Source organism: Candidatus Polarisedimenticolaceae bacterium (assembly GCA_036376135.1).
Lineage (GTDB): Bacteria > Acidobacteriota > Polarisedimenticolia > Polarisedimenticolales > DASRJG01 > DASVAW01.
On the sequence record DASVAW010000170.1, the window covers coordinates 1 to 18241 of the forward strand.

Annotated in this window: 18 protein-coding genes; 12 read left to right on the forward strand and 6 right to left on the reverse strand. The window is 72.1% G+C overall.

Annotation, left to right across the window (positions count from 1 at the left end; translation table 11 throughout):
• The 9 genes from VF139_18885 to rpiB form a co-directional block, all read left to right on the forward strand.
• The coding region (locus tag VF139_18885) for a hypothetical protein (protein ID HEX6853469.1) at positions 1–348 on the forward strand (348 nt) is incomplete at its 5' end.
• Between the two features lie 9 nt (positions 349–357).
• Positions 358–1350, forward strand: coding sequence for a histidinol-phosphate transaminase (locus VF139_18890; GenBank protein ID HEX6853470.1), 993 nt, complete (start codon positions 358–360; stop codon positions 1348–1350).
• On the forward strand, positions 1347–1934 hold the full coding sequence (gene hisB / locus VF139_18895) for an imidazoleglycerol-phosphate dehydratase HisB (protein ID HEX6853471.1): 588 nt from the start codon (positions 1347–1349) through the stop codon (positions 1932–1934). The genes VF139_18890 and hisB overlap by 4 nt, the downstream gene beginning before the upstream one ends.
• Positions 1931–2542, forward strand: coding sequence for an imidazole glycerol phosphate synthase subunit HisH (gene hisH, locus VF139_18900; GenBank protein ID HEX6853472.1), 612 nt, complete (start codon positions 1931–1933; stop codon positions 2540–2542). Before hisB ends, hisH begins: the two co-directional genes overlap by 4 nt.
• On the forward strand, positions 2536–3294 hold the full coding sequence (hisF, locus tag VF139_18905; protein ID HEX6853473.1) for an imidazole glycerol phosphate synthase subunit HisF: 759 nt from the start codon (positions 2536–2538) through the stop codon (positions 3292–3294). The genes hisH and hisF overlap by 7 nt, the downstream gene beginning before the upstream one ends.
• Positions 3291–4559, forward strand: coding sequence for a phosphoribosyl-ATP diphosphatase (hisE, locus tag VF139_18910; protein HEX6853474.1), 1269 nt, complete (start codon positions 3291–3293; stop codon positions 4557–4559). The genes hisF and hisE overlap by 4 nt, the downstream gene beginning before the upstream one ends.
• Positions 4556–5818 carry a histidinol dehydrogenase gene (hisD, locus tag VF139_18915; protein ID HEX6853475.1) on the forward strand — a complete coding sequence of 421 codons (1263 nt, stop codon included), beginning with the start codon at positions 4556–4558 and terminating at the stop codon, positions 5816–5818. Before hisE ends, hisD begins: the two co-directional genes overlap by 4 nt.
• Before the next feature lie 62 nt (positions 5819–5880).
• Positions 5881–6066, forward strand: coding sequence for a hypothetical protein (locus VF139_18920; protein HEX6853476.1), 186 nt, complete (start codon positions 5881–5883; stop codon positions 6064–6066).
• Between the two features lie 3 nt (positions 6067–6069).
• Positions 6070–6498: a ribose 5-phosphate isomerase B gene (gene rpiB / locus VF139_18925; protein HEX6853477.1), complete on the forward strand. Its 429-nt coding sequence runs from the start codon at positions 6070–6072 to the stop codon at positions 6496–6498.
• A gap of 15 nt (positions 6499–6513) precedes the next feature.
• Here rpiB and VF139_18930 read toward each other — a convergent pair whose 3' ends face one another.
• On the reverse strand, positions 6514–7269 hold the full coding sequence (locus VF139_18930; protein HEX6853478.1) for a MopE-related protein: 756 nt from the start codon (positions 7267–7269) through the stop codon (positions 6514–6516).
• Positions 7270–7403: 134 nt separating this feature from the next.
• Here VF139_18930 and VF139_18935 point away from each other — a divergent pair, with 134 nt between their 5' ends.
• The gene (locus VF139_18935) at positions 7404–7919 is read left to right on the forward strand and encodes an ORF6N domain-containing protein (GenBank protein HEX6853479.1); all 516 of its coding nucleotides are present in this window, start codon (positions 7404–7406) and stop codon (positions 7917–7919) included.
• Between the two features lies 1 nt (position 7920).
• Here the strand turns inward: VF139_18935 and VF139_18940 are convergent, their stop codons facing one another.
• Positions 7921–10272, reverse strand: a complete 2352-nt coding sequence (locus VF139_18940) for a hypothetical protein (protein ID HEX6853480.1) — start codon at positions 10270–10272, stop codon at positions 7921–7923.
• A gap of 256 nt (positions 10273–10528) precedes the next feature.
• Positions 10529–11926: an MBL fold metallo-hydrolase gene (locus tag VF139_18945; protein HEX6853481.1), complete on the reverse strand. Its 1398-nt coding sequence runs from the start codon at positions 11924–11926 to the stop codon at positions 10529–10531.
• A 26-nt stretch (positions 11927–11952) separates the two neighbouring features.
• Here VF139_18945 and VF139_18950 point away from each other — a divergent pair, with 26 nt between their 5' ends.
• Positions 11953–12297, forward strand: coding sequence for an STAS domain-containing protein (locus VF139_18950; protein ID HEX6853482.1), 345 nt, complete (start codon positions 11953–11955; stop codon positions 12295–12297).
• A gap of 4 nt (positions 12298–12301) precedes the next feature.
• Here VF139_18950 and VF139_18955 read toward each other — a convergent pair whose 3' ends face one another.
• Together VF139_18955 and VF139_18960 are read right to left on the reverse strand one after the other, a co-directional pair.
• Positions 12302–13780 (reverse strand): SpoIIE family protein phosphatase, encoded by a 1479-nt coding sequence (locus VF139_18955; GenBank protein HEX6853483.1) that lies wholly within the window; start codon positions 13778–13780, stop codon positions 12302–12304.
• A complete protein-coding gene (locus VF139_18960) occupies positions 13780–14793 on the reverse strand; it encodes a trypsin-like peptidase domain-containing protein (GenBank protein ID HEX6853484.1) in 1014 nt (337 codons plus the stop codon). Before VF139_18960 ends, VF139_18955 begins: the two co-directional genes overlap by 1 nt.
• A 53-nt stretch (positions 14794–14846) precedes the next feature.
• On the opposite strand from VF139_18960, the gene VF139_18965 reads away from it, so the two are divergent.
• Entirely contained in the window at positions 14847–15809 is a 963-nt protein-coding gene (locus tag VF139_18965) for a phospholipase A (protein ID HEX6853485.1), read from the forward strand.
• Between the two features lie 10 nt (positions 15810–15819).
• Here VF139_18965 and VF139_18970 read toward each other — a convergent pair whose 3' ends face one another.
• Positions 15820–18225, reverse strand: coding sequence for a glycogen/starch/alpha-glucan phosphorylase (locus VF139_18970; GenBank protein HEX6853486.1), 2406 nt, complete (start codon positions 18223–18225; stop codon positions 15820–15822).
• Between the last annotated feature and the right edge of the window lie 16 nt (positions 18226–18241).

Consider the following 18241-nt stretch of genomic DNA (forward strand, 5'->3'; position numbering starts at 1 on the left):
TTCGACGAGCTGATGCGCTCGTCGACGCGGATGTACGCGAGCCCGCGCGCGCTCGACGTCCCCGTCAAGCGCGAGGCCCTCGAGCGGCTCGTCCTCCTCGTGCGCGGCGTGATCGACGCACGGGGGCGCGTGCTCGTCGAAGCGAACGTCCCCGCCGACCGACTCGAGGCGGTGATCGAGGCGCTCCCGTGCATGCGCGAGCCGACGGTCGCCCCGCTGCACGGCGGCGCGGGATACGCCGTGAAGGCGGCGGTGCCGCGTGCCGACCTCGCGCGGGTCATTCCGGAGATCAAGGCGCGCGGGGCGACGGACATCCTCGTGACCGCGCCGTCGCAGATCGTGGCGTAGGAGGCCGTCGTGATCCGAGTGACCCCCTACTCCGTCCCCGAGCCTCCCTTCCCGACCGACCTCAAGCTCGACGGCACCGGGGGCTCGCCGATCGCGCAGCGGCTGACGGAGGATGCCGCGGCGCTCTCCCGTTACCCCGACGCACGCCCTCTCGAGGCGGCGATCGCCGCGCGCCACGGCGTCGACCCCGCGCGGGTGATCGTCACCGCGGGGGCCGACGAGGCGCTCGACCGCGCCTGCCGGACCTTCCTGGCGCCGGGGCGCTCGATCGTCCTTCCCTCCCCCACCTTCGAGATGATCGCGCGCTACGCGGCGCTCGCCGGAGGCGGCGTCGTGAGCCCTCCGTGGCGCGGCCCCTGGCCCCTCGACGCGGTGCTCGGGGCGATCGACGCGACGACCGCGCTCGTCGCGATCGTGAGCCCCAACAATCCGACCGGAGCGGTGGTCGGTCGCGAGGCGCTGGCGCGCGTCGCCGAGAGCGCCCCCGCGCTCCTCGTCGACCTCGCCTACGTCGACTTCGCCGACGACGACCCGACCTCCTTCGCCCTGACCCTCCCGAACGCGATCGTCTTCCGCACCTTCTCGAAGGCGTGGGGGCTCCCGGCGCTCCGGGTCGGCTACGCGATCGGCCCCGAGCCCTGGATCGGCTGGATGCGCGCGGCCGGTGGGCCGTACCCGGTCTCCGGGTTGTCGCTGGCCCTGGTGCAGCGCTGGCTCGAGATCGGCGCGGAGGCCACCGCCGCCTTCGTCGCGCGAGTGCGCGAGGAGCGGCGCGAGCTCGAGGCGCTGCTCGGCGCGCGGGCGGAGCCGTCGCAGGCGAACTTCGTCTTCGCCCGCTTCGACGACGCGGAACGGGTGAGAACCGAGCTCGCCCGGCGCGGGATCGCGGTCCGCATCTTCCCGAACGATCCCGCCCTCGCGGGGGCCCTTCGGCTCACGCTTCCCGGCGAGCCTGCCGCCTTCGCCCGGTTGAGGACCGCGTTCAAGGAGATCCTCCCATGAGCCGCACCGCCACGATCGCGAGGAAGACCCGCGAGACCGACCTCCGCCTGACCCTGGATCTCGACGGCTCGGGCGCGACGGAGATCGCGACCGGGATCGGCTTCCTCGACCACCTGCTCGTCTCGCTCGCGAAACACGCCCGTTTCGACCTGGCGCTGACCTGCAAGGGGGACCTCGAGGTCGACGACCATCACACCGCGGAGGATTGCGCGCTCGCGCTCGGGCAGGCGCTCTCCGAGGCGCTCGGCGAACGGCGCGGGATCGCGCGTTTCGGATCGGCGTACGCGCCGCTGGACGAGGCGCTGGCCCGCGCGGTCGTCGACCTCTCGGGGCGCCCCGCCCCCGTGATCGACCTCGGCCTGACCCGCTGGGCGATCGGGGCCCTCGCGACGGAGAACGTGACCCACGTGCTCGCCTCCCTCGCGAACGCGGCGAGGATGGCGCTGCACGTCGACGTCCTGCGCGGGTCGAACGACCACCACCGCGCCGAGGCGGCGTTCAAGGCGACGGCGCTGGCCCTGCGCGCCGCCGTCGCGCGCGACGGCTCGTCGGAGATCCCGAGCACGAAGGGGACCCTGGCGTGAGCGGCGTCGTCCACGTCGTGAGGACCGGCACCGCGAACCTGGCGTCGGTGCTCGCGGCCCTCGAACGCGCGGGGGCGCGACCGCGCGTGACCGCCGACCCCGCCGAGGTCGCGTCGGCGCCGATCGTGGTCCTTCCCGGCGTCGGCGCCTTCGGAGCGGCGATGGAAAACCTCAGCGAGCTCGCCCCCGTCCTCGCCGATCGCGTGCGCGCGGGGCGACCGACCCTCGGGATCTGCCTGGGCCTGCAGCTCCTCGGCGAAGGGAGCGACGAGACCCCCGGCGTCGTCGGGCTCGGCGTCGTGCCCAGGCGCGCCGAGCGCCTGCGCGGCGAGGTCCGCGTCCCGCAGCTGGGCTGGAACCGCGTGACCGCGCAGCCGGGGTGCGCCCTCCTCGAGGACGGGTACGCGTACTACGCCAACTCGTACGCCTGGTCCGCCCCCGCCCCGGAAGGGTGGGCGGCCGCCGTGACCGAACACGGCGTGTCCTTCCTCGCCGCCGTCGAGCGCGGGGCGGTGCTCGCCTGCCAGTTCCACCCGGAGCTGTCGGGGGCCTGGGGGGCGGCGCTCCTGTCGCGCTGGCTCGCGCGGGCGAAGGAGGCGGCGTGCTGACCGTGCGCGTGATCCCGTGTCTGGACACCCGCAACGGGCGCGTCGTGAAGGGGGTGCGTTTCCAGTACCTCCGCGACGCCGGCGATCCCGAGGAGCAGGCCGCGATCTACGAGGCGGGCGGGGCCGACGAGCTCGTGCTCCTCGACGTCTCCGCCACCCCCGAGGGGCGCGGGCACGCGGTCGAGACGGTCCGCCGCGTGCGCCGTCGGCTTTCGATCCCCCTCACCGTCGGAGGAGGCGTCCGCGCCGCCGACGACGCCTTGCGCCTCCTCGACGCCGGCGCGGACAAGGTCGGGGTCAACACCGCGGCGGTCGAGCGTCCGGAGCTCCTGCGGGAGATCCGCGACACCTACGGCGCGCAGTGCACCGTGCTCGCGCTCGACGCCGCGCGCCGCGCCGAAGGCGGAGGCTGGGAGGTCGTGATCCGCTCAGGGCGGGAGCGCACCGGCCGCGACGCGATCGCCTGGGCGCGCGAGGCCGTCGAGGCGGGGGCCGGGGAGATCCTCCTGACGAGCTGGGACCAGGACGGCACGCAGTCGGGGTACGACCTCGACCTCATCGCCGCCGTCGCGCGCGCGGTTCCCGTTCCCGTTGTCGCCTCCGGCGGCGCCGCGAATCCGGGGCACCTCGTCGAGGCGGCGCGCGCGGGGGCGGACGCGGTCCTCGCCGCGTCGATCTTCCACGACGGCCTGTTCACCGTCGCCGACGTCAAGCGCGCCCTCGCGGGCGCCGGCCTGGAGGTGCGCCCGTGATCGTCCCGTCGATCGATCTCCGCAACGGGAACGCCGTGCAGCTGCGCGGCGGGAAGGAGCTCGTCCTCGACGCCGGCGACCCGCGCCCGATCGCCGAGCGCTTCGCGCTCGCGGGAGAGATCGCCGTCGTCGACCTCGACGCCGCCCTCGGCACCGGTTCGAACGAACGCGCGATCCTCGACCTGCTCCACATCGCCCGCTGCCGCGTCGGCGGCGGGATCCGAAGCGTCGACGCGGCGCTGCGGTGGCTCGATGCCGGGGCGACGAAGGTCGTGCTCGGCACGGCGGCGCGCCCCGAGGTGCTCGCGCGGCTCCCCCGCGAACGCGTCGTCGCCGCGCTCGACACCGTGCACGACGAGGTCGTCGACCACGGCTGGACGCGCCGCACGGGCGCGACGGTTCTCGACCGGATCCGCGAGCTTCGGCCGTTCGTCGGAGGATTTCTCGTCACCTTCGTCGAGCGCGAGGGACGGCTCGGGGGTACCTCCCTCGATCGGGCGGCGGCGATCGTCGCGGCCGCGGAGGGGTGCCGGGTCACGATCGCGGGGGGCGTCACGACCCCCGACGAGATCGCGGCCCTCGACCGCCTCGGCGCCGACGCGCAGGTCGGGATGGCGATCTACACGGGAGCCATGGACCTGGCCGACGCGATCGCCGCGCCGCTCACCTCCGACCGCCCCGACGGGTTGTGGCCGACGGTGATCTGCGATCCCCACGGAGCCGCCCTCGGCCTCGCGTATTCGGACGTCGAGAGCCTGCGCGAGGCCGTGCGCTCGCGTCGCGGGGTCTACCACTCGCGCAGGCGCGGCCCGTGGGTCAAGGGAGCGACGTCGGGGGCGACGCAGGAGCTGCTCCGCGTCGACCTCGACTGCGATCGGGACGCGCTGCGCTTCACGGTCCGCCAGCACGGCTCCGGGAACTGCCACACGGGCGCCTGGAGCTGCTTCGGGGACGCGCGGGGGCTCGCGGCCCTCGAGCGGACCCTCGCCGGCCGGACGGTCGAAGCGCCTCCCGGCTCGTACACGCGCCGCCTGTTCGACGATCCCGCGCTGCTCGCCTCGAAGCTCGAGGAGGAGGCCCGTGAGCTCTCGACGGAGCTCTCCTCCGGTCGCGTCGCCGAGGAGGCGGCGGACCTTCTCTACTTCGCCATGGTGAAGCTGTCCGCCTCGGGCGTGAGGCTCGAGGACGTCGCCCACGTGCTCGACGCGCGGGCCCTTCGCGTCGCGCGGCGCCCCGGTGACGCCAAGAAGGAGGCCCCCGAATGACCGCCCCCCTTCGCGTGATCGGCCCCGACGAGGTCCACGCGAGCCGTCGCGACCCTGTCGACGCGGCGACGCTCGCGGAGGCCGCGTCGATCGTCGACGACGTCCGCCGGCGCGGCGAGTCGGCGCTGCGCGAGCACGCGGAGCGCCTGGGCGATCTCCGGCCCGGCGAGCCGCTGGTGATCGAGAGGCCGGCGCTCCGTCGCGCCCTGGAGTCGATCCCGACGGCCGACCGCGCCCTCCTCGAGCGCACCGCCGACCGCATCCGCCGCTTCGCCGAAGCGCAGCGCGCGAGCCTGGGAGACCTGACCCTGCCGATCCCGGGAGGCGAAGCGGGGCATACGGTGAGCCCCGTCGAGCGTGCCGGATGTTACGCCCCCGGCGGACGTTTCCCGCTCCCCTCCTCGGTCCTCATGACCGCGGTCACCGCGCGGGCCGCAGGGGCGCCGGTGGTCTGGGTCGCCTCGCCGAAGCCGGTGCCGATCACCCTCGCCGCCGCAGCGGTCGCCGGCGCCGACGCGCTCCTTTCGGCCGGAGGTGCCCAGGCGATCGCCGCCCTCGCGTACGGCGCGGGGGAAGTCCCCGCTTGCGACGCGGTCGTCGGCCCCGGCAACCGATGGGTCACGGCGGCCAAGCAGCTCGTCGCGGGACGCGTCGCGATCGACATGCTGGCGGGACCGTCGGAGCTCGTCGTCTTCGCGGACGACTCCGCCGATCCGTCGGTCGTCGCCGCCGATCTCCTCGCCCAGGCCGAACACGACCCCGACGCCCTGCCGGTGCTCGTCTCCCTCGACCGCGGGCTGGCCGACGCGGTGAACGCCGAGGTCGCGCGCCAGCTCGCGGTCCTTCCGACCCGCGCGACGGCCGAAGCCGCGTTGAAGAACGGCTTCCTCGTCGTCGTCCCCGACCTCGAGACCGGGATCCGCGTCTGCGATCTCCTGGCGCCGGAGCATCTCGAGCTCGACCTGCGCGACGCGGCCTCGGTCGCCCCGCGGGTGAAGCACTACGGCGGCCTCTTCGTCGGATCCCACGCGGCGGAGGTCCTCGGCGACTACGGCGCGGGGCCGAACCACACGCTGCCCACGGGGGGAACGGCGCGTTCCTCGGGCGGTTTGTCGGTCCTCACGTTCCTTCGCGTGCGGACGTGGCTGCGGATCGACGATCCCGCGGCGTCGCAGGAGCTCGTGAAGGACGCCGTCGCGCTCGGACGGCACGAGGGGCTCGAGGGGCACGCCAGGAGCGCGGAGCGGAGGGTGAGGTAGAGTCCGGCCATGTCCGCCCGAAGGATCGGGACCGGATCCACCCTGGAAACCGAGGGCCGGCTGTGAAGATCCGCCGTGTGACGATCCACCGTCGAAGGAAGGCGTTCGAGGTGGGGACCTCGCCGGCCCAGCTCTACCGGCTCCTCGACACGACGAACCAGAGCAAGTCCGTCGATCCGATGCTCCGCCTGCTTCAGGCGCTGGACTGCGAGGTCGAGCTCGTCGTGCGGGCGCGGCGGGCTTCGTAGCCGATGCGGATCGCGATCGCCTCCGACCACGCCGGATTCCGCTACAAGGAAGCGATCCGGCACGCGCTCGCTCTCGAGGGGCACGACGTCGTGGATTTCGGAACGAGCTCGAGCGATCCGGTCGACTACCCCGGGTACATCCGGGCGGCCGCGGAATCGGTCGCGTCGGGGGATTGCGAGCGAGGGATCGTCCTCGGCGGATCGGGGAACGGCGAGGCGATCGTCGCCAACAAGGTCCGCAGGATCCGATGCGCCCTCTGCTGGAGCGTCGAGACGGCCCGGCTCGCACGGGCCCACAACGACGCCAACGTGATCTCGATCGGCGAGCGCACCGTCGATCTCGCGACCGCCCTCGCGATCGTGGGGACGTGGCTCACGACCCCGTTCGAAGGGGGCCGCCACGCGCGCAGGATCCGGCAGATCGAAGGGTGACGGCCGGGCTCCCGATCACTTCCGCTTCGGCGCCTGCGGCTTCGGCGTCGCCGGCTTCACGGTCGGCTTCGGGAGCGGCTTCATGCCCTTCAGCGCCGAGTCCAGCGTCGGCAGCGGCGGCGGAGGCGGCGGCGAGAACCGCGGCGGCGCGACGTACCCCGGCGGCGGCGCCATGCACACGCCGGTGCGGTTGGGCTGCGAGACGCATTTCGTCCCGGCGCCGCACGGCATCGGTCCGTCGCCGCAGATGTAGACCCCTTCCCCGTCGCAGACCATCGCCCCGCGGTTGAGGGCCTCGTCGGTATCGCTGCAGTCGATCCCGCAATAGGCCTCGCCGCGGGCGTCCCGGTTGCAGCAGCGCGCGTCGACCTCGCCGTCCCGATCCTGGTCGAGCGATCCGTACGTCTCGGGGTTGCAGTCCTCGTCGTGCCCCTCGAGATCGCAGACCTCGACGTTTCCGGGGTAACGTCGCGGGTCGGTGTCGTCGCAGTCGTCGCCGCCGCAGGCGACGTCGCGCCTTCCGTCCCGATCGCGGTCCGCGCAGGGGTTGAAGCAGCGGTTCTCCTCCTCGCTGCACGTCTCGTCGCGGTCGCAGGGGTTGAAGCCGCGCACGCACCCGCGCGCATCGGCGCCGCGGGTTCCGGGCGCGCAGCCCTCCGCCCCGTTGCAGTAGAGCCCGTCGTCGCAATCGCGATCGGTGGTGCAGACGGCGGACGCCGCGGGGAGCGCGTGCGCGAAAAGGGCGGCGGCGAGAAGAACGCGGACGATCATGGGGGCCTCCTCTTGCCCCGCAATCTGGGGCTGGAGGTGGCCCGACGCAACCCGTGGCGGCTGCGATCTCGCCCCTCCCCCCACCTTCCGGCATACAATCCTTCGATCCCGACGCCTCCTCGATCGGGGCCACCATGTCGAAGTCCCTGGACCGTCCTCCCGCCGCGCTGGGGAGACGCATCATCCTGCTGCGGGGCGCGCGGGTTATCCTCGACGTAGACCTCGCCGCGGTCTACGGCGTGGAGACCCGAGCGCTCAATCAGGCGATTCGACGAAACGGCGCCCGGTTTCCCCACGACTTCGCCTTTCCGCTGACCGTGGATGAGCTCGGGATCTTGAAATCACAATTCGTGATCTCAAGTGCAGAGCATGGCGGCCGCCGGTCCATCCCGTGGGCGTTCACCGAGCACGGCGCCATCATGGCGGCTATGGTGCTTCGCAGCGACCGGGCCATCGCCATGAGTGTCTTCGTCGTGCGGGCGTTTGCGCGTCTCCGAAGCGGCGCACGAGCGACGGCGCGACTCCGGGTGGAGCTGGCACAGCTCGAACGCCGGGTCACCGGTCACGACGAGCAGCTGCGGCGCGTGCTCGCCGCGATCCGGGCCCTCCTTCCGCCGCCCCAGCTATCGAGGCGGCGGATCGGGTTCTAGCTCAGTCGCAGCGGTTCCCCAGGTTCTGCGGCAGAGGGCAGGCTCCGAGCAGTCCCGCCTCGGGACGCTCGGCGCCGGTCGAGTCCGTCCCGAACGAGCCCTCGACCGCGCCGTCCTGCGCGACGATCAGGAAGAAGGAGCTCCCCGCGCCCGGGTCGAACGACGCGTTCCCCGAGTTGCCGAGAGCACACGTCGCGTTCAGGTAACCGTAACTCGCGACCGACGCGAGCGGGCCGAAGTAGATCGTGTGATTCGCGGCCGCACACGCCGGCGTGTAGGTGACGTCGATCGCCCCCGTCGTCCTGTTCAGGGAGGCGAGCATCGGGGTGGCCTCGCCCGGCGTCACGACCGGCGCGGTCACGTTCGCGCTCGCGAGAGCGATCTGCACCGGCGCCGCCTGGCCCGTGTTCAGCCACGCGTCGAGGAGGTTCACACCCTCGTTCCCGAGGAACGTGTTGAGCCGGTCGTTCGCCTTCCAGAGGAACTGCACGTATTCCCAGCTCGTCTGCTGGTAGAACAGGCGCACCTCGACGCGCGCGGCGCCCTGCGGGATCGGGAACGACCGCTCGTCCCAGTAGTTGTAGGTGCCGCCGGGGCCGGGATTCCCGAACTGCGTCGCCGGGACCGGGAGCGCGTTGCGCGTGCGCCCCTCGTCGTACTTGAAGCCGTACGGCGGGATGCGGTTGTCCTCGGTCATCACGTTGTTGAGGACGAAGTGGAACGTGTGGTGCTGCGTCCCCGCGGGCGAGGCGCCGAGCTGCCCGAGCGTCATCCCCGGGGAGTCGGTCATCCGGTCGTATTCGAGCGGGAGGCTCGCCGGATACCCGAGCGAGAGCAGCTGGCTCGCCCACGCCTGGTCGAGCCCGGGCTTCGCCTCGTAGACGACGCCGTCGTGCAGGTCGAGCAGCGACTGGACCTGGTGGGAGACCCCCGCGTTGTCCTGAACCGTCCGCCCGATGTTCCCGTAGCCGCCGACCTCGGCGATCAGGGAGTTCGAGGCGTTGTACCACTTGAGGTTGAGCCACATGCGGCGCCCCTCCGGGTAGCCGCTGATCAGCTTGTGCGCGCTGAGGTTGGTGACGCGAACCTCCAGCGCGTTGCCGTCCTGGCTCGCGGAGAGGGACCCGGCACTCTGGATCATCTCGATCGAGCGGGCCTTTCCGGCGTCGAGGGCGTCCCGCTGAAGCTGCGTGAGTCCGGCGCCCAGGCGCAGCGTCCCCTTCGTGTCCATGTACTTGACCGCGTCCGGCACCCAGTGCGAGGCACCCGTCTGGTCGTGCCTCGGCAGGTCCGCGCGCGTCGGAACCCCGTTCTTGTTGCATCCCTTTCCGGTCGAGGCCGCCATGTGGCACGTCTGGCAGGTGTAGTAACGAACCGTGCCGTCCTGGTAGTTCGGGCGAGCGGCGTTTCCGGTCTGGTCCATCGCGCGCTGGTACGCGCGCTGGATCGAGCCGCCGGCCGTCCGCAGGTCGGAGGGCAGGGTCGCGAAGTCGGAGACCCGCATCGTGTCGAAGGCGCTGGCGACGTGCTCGCTCGACGTGCGCTCGACGATCCCGTACCGGTGCGGGGCGTTGTTGAAGGCCGCCTTGCCGTCGACCGGCGAGCCGGGCACGCCGCTGAACCGCCCCGCCGCGAGCGGGAGGTCCTGGGTGCCGTTGTTGTGGGCGAGGTCGCCGACCGCCGCGTTGCTGACGTCGTGGCAGGTCGCGCACATCTCGGACTGCCGGTGGAACGGGGATCCGACGAACGCGTGGTTCGCCGCCGCGTCCGCATAGGGGCCGAGCCGGGTGCCGTTGCCGTTGATCACGTATTGCCCGCTGCCGCGGTAGGTCTCGTTCGGCGCGGCGCCGTCGAAGGGCTGGAACGGAGCCTGGTAGGCCTCCGTCGTCCCCGCGAGGCTCAGCGGCGGATCCGGGTTGACGAGCAGATGGCAGAACTCGCACTCGACGCCTTCCTTGTCGGTCGTGGCCGCGAGGCCGCTGCCGTCCGTCGGAGTCGAGCGCCCGGCGATCCACCCGCCCACGCTGTGGCACCGGATGCAGAGATCCCCGGCCCCGCCTCGGAGATTCGGGTCGGCGTTCGGAAGGAAATCCTGCTCGGCGATCGCGACCGTTCCCCAGAAGAGCGGATCGCGACCGGCGTTCCCCATCATGCCGCCACGCCACCCGAACGCCGGCTCGCGCTCCTTCTCGAGCGTCGGATTCGTCGGCTGGGTGATGTTGCCGTGGCAGTTGTCGCAGGTGTCGGGGCTCGCGAAGGCGGCGACCTCGCCGGGCTGGGTCCCGGGCTGCTGGATCTCGGTCGGCACCGTCGGGGCCGCCAGCACGAACGCGAAGGCGAGCATCGGGACCACGGTTCACCCCCCGGGGAAAGTCTCCGGCGGCGGTCGAGCGTCCGTTTCGACCGCCGCCGTCGAGCCACATGCTGCGTGCCGGCATCCGCGCGGGGTGGGGCACCGAACCGATGCGGCACGCTTCGGTTGAAACGTTTGTTTTGCAATGTCGATGCCCGGTCTTGAAATCGGACGCTCGGCGGATCGCGAATCCTCGCGGTGCGGCGTGGGGGATCCGACCCGTTTTCCGGAAATGCGGTGGGGGATCTCGCGCAGGTCAGCGCACGGCGGACCAGCCCGACATCCCGCGCGTCACGCGTCCCTCGCGCTCGAGCTTCTCGAGGTGCGCGCGGGTCTGCGACTCCCGGAGCGGCACCGGCGCCGCCGGTGTGTCCGCGTACGCCTCGGCGGCGATCCCGGCAAGCTCGTGCGACCCGTCCGCAGCGAGCGCCGCCATGACCCGCAGCTCGCGCGCCTCGCGATGGATCAACGCCGCGGCGAGCGCCTTCCCGGGAAGCGGGGCGCCGTGTGACGGGAGGACCGAGCGCACGCCGAGGGAGGCGACCCGGCGGAGCGAATCCATGAACAGCCCCATGTCTCCGTCGACGAGCCCGACGAGGATCGTCGACAACCCGCTGACGAGATCCCCCGCGATCATCCACCGCCGCGCCGGCTCGTGGAAGGCCAGATGGCCCGGGGCGTGCCCGGGAGTGTGCAATGCCGTCCAGGTCTGGCCTCCGAGATCGAGCCGCTCGCCGTCGGCGATCGCCCGGGTTTCGACGCCGTGCAGCTTTCCCGCGACACGGTCGAGGGTCGCGGCGTGCGCGGCGACGGGCAGGTCGAGCGCGCGGGCGAGGGCGGCGGCCCCGTCCACGTGGTCCCGGTGGTGGTGCGTGAGCACGATCTCCGTCGCCCGCGACCCGGCCGCCTCGCGGCGCCTCACGACGCGCACGATCCGCTCGATCTCCTCGGGATCGCCGCACCCCGGGTCGATCACGACGAAGCGCGCGCCGCCCGGCATCCAGACGTTCGTGTGCGTCGCCGGGGGAAGCGTCGCCGTCGGCGTCGGCCACACCCAGACGTCGGGGACGAACTCGATCCGCGGGAGCGCCTGCTCGCTCGCGTTGAGCGCGCCGACCCGCGTCGCGAACTCCTCGGCGGATGCCGGCGGGCGCAGGGCCGCCTCGCGGAGGATCGGCAGGACCGGCGGGGGGACGAGGACCTCGCCGCGGGCCCAGGCCTCGAGCATCTCGGGAGCGTTCCGGAACTCGAGGGTGGCGATCTCCTCGGGCTGCGGCGGCGTTTCCGGAAGGGTCGCGGAAGGGGGGAGCTCCGCGACGAAGAAGGCGGTGCGGAACCGCACCGGGAAGAACGGCGGGGTCGTGCGCTCCCCGGCGGGACGCCACGACGCGACGGGGATGTCGAGGCCGCTTTCCTCCCGCATCTCCCGCGCCACGCATCGCACCCAGGCGAGCGGGTCGGCCTCGGAGCCGTCCCCGCGCTCGAAACGCCCCCCCGGGAACGCCAGGTAGCCGGGCATGAAGCGCGAGGTCGCGGCGCGACGGCCGAACAGGAGCTCCCATCCGCCGGCGGAGCGGCGGATCACGATCCCCAGGGCGCTGGGCCGGGCTTCGGGAACGCGGGCGGGGGGGACGTGGTCGGGAAGCTCGCTCATGGAGCCGTGGAGTATAACTTCCGGCCATGGCGATCCTGCGAAGCGAGACCGGCGGCGTCCACGTCCTCTCCTGCACGGGGGAGCTCGCCCTCGGCAAGGGGGACGCCGAGCTTCTCGCCGCCCTTCAGGAGTCGCTCGAGGCCGGGGCGCGCCGGATCGTGCTCGATCTCGTCCGGCTCGCCTGGGTGGACAGCGCCGGCGTGGGAGCCATCGTCGCCTGCTCCAAGCGGGCCGCCGACCGCGCCGCGATCGTGCGCGTCGCCGCGGCCCCCGACGGCGCGGTCCGTCGGATCCTCGTCGCCACCCACCTCCACAAGGTGTTCGACATCTTCGACGACGTCGCGTCGGCGCGGAAGGACTTCGGCGCCTGAGCGCCTACGCCTCGCGGCGCAACACCATCACGGTCACGTCGTCCGCCAGGATCCCCTGCTGGAAGGACTCGACCTCGCGCGCGACCGCGGCGGCGTCCACGGCCTCGGCATGCTCGAGGAACGACTTCAGCCGGCCCTCGCCGTAGAACTCCCCGTCGTGCGTGCGCGCCTCCGGAACGCCGTCGCTGAAGATCACGAGCGACTCCCCCGGCGCGAGGCTCGCCTCCCGCTCCTCGAAGCGGCGGCGCGGGAACATCCCGATCGGCCCGCCGGAGGTCGTGCCGACCTCGGCGGTCTCCCCCGCCCCCGTCCGCCACGGCGGCGGGTGCGCGGCGTTCACGTAGCGCAGGCGACCGGTCGCGGCGTCGTACCGCCCGACGAACGCGGTGAGATACATGCTGCCGATCGCCTCGCGTTCCAGGGCGTCGTTGGTGTCGGCCACGGCGTCGGCGAGCGAGGCGTGGGCGAGGAGCGCCCGGCGGAGCACCGCCTTCGAAACCGCCATGTACATCGCCGACGGGAGCCCCTTCCCGGAGACGTCCGCGACGACGAAGACCAGCGCCCCGCGGTCCTCGAAGGCGTCGTAGAAGTCCCCCGCGACGTGACGCGCGGCGAGGTTGCGCGCGGCGAGCGCGAATCCGTCCCCGGTCGGGAGCGACTTCGGGAGCATCGCCGTCTGGATCGTCCGCCCGGCGCGCAGCTCCCCCTCGACCTTCTCGCGCGCCTCGACGTGGTGTTTCAGGTCGGCGACCATCCGGTTGAACGCCGCGGCGAGGTCGCCGATCTCGTCCCGCGACGCGATCCCGGTGACGCGCACGTCGAGGTCGCCGCGCCCGAGCTCGCGTACCGCCAGCGCGAGTCGCGACACCGGCCGCGTGACGTGCGACCCCATGCCCCACACCACCGCGAGGATCGCGAGGAGCCCGAGTGCGAGGACGGACAGGCCGAGGCGCATCTGGGAGCGGAGGTCCGCGAGGACCGTCGCCTCGGAGGCTCCCGCGAAGACCGCGCCGCCCGTCGAGGCGAGCGGGACGTGGACGAGCCAACCCGTGTCGCCGGAGAGGGTCCCCTCGACCCTAGCGATCCCGCTGCGGCCGGCGAGCGCTTCCCGCACCGCGCCCGAGACCTGGGGACGCCCGGCCGCCTCCGCCGAGACGGCGAGGTCCGCGCCCTCCGCGATCCGTCCGTCGGAGTCGTGCACGACCTTTCCGGACGCATCGATCACGACGTAGCGCGCTCCGGCCTCGGCGACGCGGCGATCGAACTCGGCGAAGGACGACGCGAGGGCCTCCGCCCCCTGGATCCTCACGCGATCGTCCAGCCGCCCCGCGAAGACGCCGACCCGCTCGATCGCGCCGCGCTCCAGGCGCGCGACCGCGCCGCGCTCGAGGCGCGTCGTGAGGATCCAGGCCATCGCCCCGTAGACGACGAGCAGCGGGAGACCGATCGACCACAACAGGCGCGCGCGGAACGACAACGCCATCAGGGCACCGTGTAGATCAGCTCGACGCGGCCGCCGCCGCGCAGGACGACGACGGAGATCCGCTCCCCGCGCGTCCTCCCCGAGATGAGGGTGCGGATCTTCGCCCCGGCGCCCGTCTCGGAGAGCTTGACTCCCGCGACCTCGAGGATGACGTCCCCGCCGAGGAGGATCTTCTCGTCCTCGATCGTCGCCTCGACCGACCCGCCGCGGATCCCCATCGCCGCAGCGGGGGATCCCGAGGCGACGCGTTGCACCAGCAGGCCGACCGGCTGGGGGAAGTTGAGCAGCGCGGCGAGCTCCCCCGCGACCATGATCCCCTCGAGGCCGGTCCACGGGGGCCGCTCGGTGAGCAGCCGCCGGGCGGTGTTGGACGAGATCGCGAATCCGATCCCCTCGAAGCCGCCCGAGCGGGAGAGGATCGAGCTGACGATCCCGACGACCTCCCCCTTCATGTTGAACATCGGCCCCCCGGAGTTTCCGGTGTTGATCGCCGCGTCGGTCTGGATCAGCTCCGCCGACTCGAACCCGCCGAACAGGGCGTTCGCCTCGCGCTTGCCGCTCACGTGCCCGACGCTCAGGCTCTGCGAGATCCCGAGGGGCGCCCCGACGACGAAGACCTGCTCGCCGATCTCGACGAGGCTCGAATCGCCGGACTTCGCCGCCACGAGCTTCGCCGGGACGCGCTCGAGCTTGAGGAGCGCGAGATCGACCAGCGGCTCCGAGGCGACGACGCGCGCCTCGATCTCCTCCCCGCTCGCGAGCTCGACGGCGACGGCCTCGGCGGTCTGCACGACGTGCGCCGCGGTGAGCGCCCAACCCGACGCGTCGATGATGACCCCGGAGCCGAGGCCCAGGAACGCCGTGGCCCCCGCGGCGGATTTCGCGGGACCGCGCTCGAGGGTGCGGACGGTGACGACCGAGTCCCTGACCCGCTTGTAGACCTCCGCGACGGTCTGGGCCCGCGCCGCGGGCGCGAGCAGGAGAAGGCAGAGCAGGACACGGATCGGCCGCATGCAACCTCCACGACGGGCAAGGCTAGCAGAGGTGTCGCTACAATCGGCGGCCGATGCACCCGCCCGTGCTGCTGCTGCTGCCCGCGCTCGCCGCCGTCCCCACCGCCGAGGATCTCGACCGCTGCCGAGCGATCGTCGATCCCGCGGAGCGCGTCGCCTGTTACGACGCCCTCGCCGCGACGCTCGCTCCGGAGGAGACGACGCCGACGCTCCTCGAGGAGCGCTGGGAGCTCCTCCCGGAGACGAAACACGGCCTCTTCCAGTTCCGGTTCTACCGTCCGAACTTCCTGCTCCCCGCCGTCGCCTCGGACGAGGTCAACGAGGTGCCGCAGAGCCCGACCCGCCAGAGCACGGACCCGGTCCCCCTGCCGTGGAAACACCTGGAGGCGAAGTTCCAGCTCAGCTTCAAGACCAAGGTGTGGGAAACCGTGTTCGGAAGGAGCGCCGATCTCTGGGTCGGGTACTCGCAGCAGAGTTACTGGCAGGTGTACACGGCCGAGGCGTCGCGCCCGTTCCGCGAGACCAACTACGAGCCGGAGCTCGTGCTCACCCTGCCGACCCGGTATCGGATCGCGGGCCTCGACGGGAGGTTGCTCGCCTTCGGCATCGTGCACGAATCGAACGGCCGTGCGGAGCCGCTCTCCCGCAGCTGGAACAGGATCTACGCGCTCGTCGGCCTCGAGCGCGGGAACTTCGTCCTGACCCTCAAGCCCTGGATCCGGCTCGACGAGGAGTACGAGGACGACGACAACCCGGACATGGCCGGCTACGTCGGATACGGCGAGGTCCTCGCCTTCTGGAGGCTCGTCGAGGGGCACACGCTGGCGTTGCGGGTCCGGCCGACGTTCTCCTTCTCGAAGAGCTGGGGATCGGCGCAGCTCGACTGGCGCTTCCCCGTCGGCCGGCACGTCGGCGGCTACCTCCAGGCGTTCACCGGGCACGGCGAGAGCATGATCGACTACAACTTCCGGAAGACCTCGCTCGGCCTCGGCGTCGTGCTGGGGAACTGGTACTGATCGAACGCGGCTACGGCACCTCCACCGGCATCGGCGACACCTTCCAGATCCGCTCGGCGTAGTCGCGGATCGAGCGATCCGACGAGAACCGACCGACGCGGCAGGCGTTGAAGATGGACATGCGCGTCCAGCGCTCGGTGTCGCGCCAGGTCTCGCTCACGCGGTCCTGGCAGGCCGCGTACGCGGCGAAGTCCGCGAGCACGAAGAACGGATCGTTCGCCACGAGGCCTTCGACGAACGGCCGGAAGCCCAGCGACCCGACCGTCTCGAGCACCCTCGCGAGGAAGGGTTCCCGCTCGACGACCTCGCGGGGGTGGTACCCGCGCGCGGCCCACGCGGCCACCTCCTCGGCGGTCAGCCCGAACAACGCGAAGTTCTCCTCGCCCACCGCCTCGCGGATCTCCACGTTCGCGCCGTCGAGGGTGCCGATCGTGATCGCGCCGTTCATGGCGAACTTCATGTTGCCGGTACCCGACGCCTCCTTGCCCGCCGTCGAGATCTGCTCCGACAGATCGGCCGCGGGGTAGATCTTCTGGCCGTTCGTGACGTTGAAGTCGGGGAAGAACGCGACCTTCAGGCGCCCCCCGACGCGGGGATCGCCGTTGACGACGGCGCCGACCGCGTGGATCAGGCGGATGATCTCCTTCGCCGCGGCATACCCCGGCGCGGCCTTTCCTCCGAAGATCCAGACGCGCGGGACCACGTTCCCGCCTGGGTCGTCGAGCAGCCGGAGGTACGTCGCCACGATGTTGAGGACGTTGAGATGCTGGCGCTTGTACTCGTGGAAACGCTTCACCTGCACGTCGAACATCGACTCGGGGTCGACCGGAACACCGGCGCGCAGCGCGAGCTCCTCCGCGAGCGTCCGCTTGTTGGCGAGCTTGACCTCGCGCCACGCGCGGCGGAACGCCGCGTCCGACGCGTACGACTCGATCGCGGGGAGCTCCTCCTCGGGGTGGACGAGCCAGCGGTCCCCGATCCTCCCCGTGATCAGCGCCGCCAGGCCGGGGTTGGAGAGCGCCACCCAGCGCCGAGGGGTCACGCCGTTGGTGACGTTGTGGAAGCGCTCGGGCCACATCGCGTGGAAGTCGGCGAGGGTCTCGCGCTTGAGGAGGTCCGAATGCAGCGCCGCCACGCCGTTCACCGCGTGGGTCCCGACGGTCGCCAGGTGCGCCATGCGGACGCGGCGTCCCCGGCTCTCCTCGACGATCGACATCCGCGACACGCGCCCCTCGTCGCCGGGGAACCGCGCGCGCACCTCGTCGAGGAACCGGCGGTTGATCTCGTAGACGATCTCGAGGTGGCGCGGGAGGAGCGCCCCGAACAGCTCGACCGGCCAGGTCTCCAGGGCCTCCGGGAGGAGCGTGTGGTTCGTGTAGGCGAGGGCGGCGCGGGTGATCTCCCAGGCGGGGTCCCAGTCGATGCCGTGTTCGTCGACCAGCAGGCGCATCAGCTCGGCGACCGCGACCGACGGATGGGTGTCGTTGAGCTGCACCGCCCAGGTCTCGTGGAACGCCTCGAGGGGGGCACCGGTGGACCGGTGCATCGTCACCATGTCCTTCAGCGCGCAGCAGGTGAAGAAATACTGCTGCTCGAGGCGGAGCTGTTTTCCCTGGGCGGGCTCGTCGTTCGGGTAGAGGACCTTGCTGATGTTCTCGGACACGACCTTGTCGTCGACCGCGCCCCAGTAGTCGCCGGTGTTGAACGCCTGGAAATCGAACGACTCGCACGCCTCGGCCTTCCACAGGCGCAGCAGGTTCGCGTTTCCGACGCGGTAGCCGAGGACCGGCGTGTCGTGCGCGACGCCGATCACGACGCGCGCCGGGACCCAGCGGACGCGGAACCTCCCGCGCTCGTCGGTCCAGTTCTCCGTGCGCCCGCCGAAGCCCACTTCGTGCGCGATCTCGGGGCGGCAGATTTCCCAGGGGTTCCCGTACCGCAGCCACTTGTCGGTCACCTCGACCTGGGCGCCGTCTCGAATCACCTGGTCGAAGATCCCGAACTCGTAGCGGATCCCGTAGCCGACGGCCGGGATCTGCACGGTCGCCAGCGAATCGAGAAAGCACGCGGCGAGGCGGCCGAGTCCGCCGTTCCCGAGCCCGGGCTCCTCCTCCTGGGCGAGGATCTCGTCGAAGTCGAGCCCGAGCGAGCTCGCGGCCCGGCGCCCCTCCTCGAGGAGGCCGAGGTTCAGCAGGTTGTTCCCGAGGTGCGGCCCCATGAGGAACTCGGCCGAGAGATACGCCACCCCGCGGACGTCGCGCCGCTGCAGCGTCTCGAGGGTCGCGATCCACCGCTCGAGCATCCGCTCGCGCACCACGTGCGCGAAGGCCATGTACCAGTCGTGTTTCGTCGCGCGCGAGGGGAGCTTCCCGACGCCGTAACGCAGCGCTTCGACGATCGACTCCGCGAGGTCCATCTCGAGCTCCCTTCGA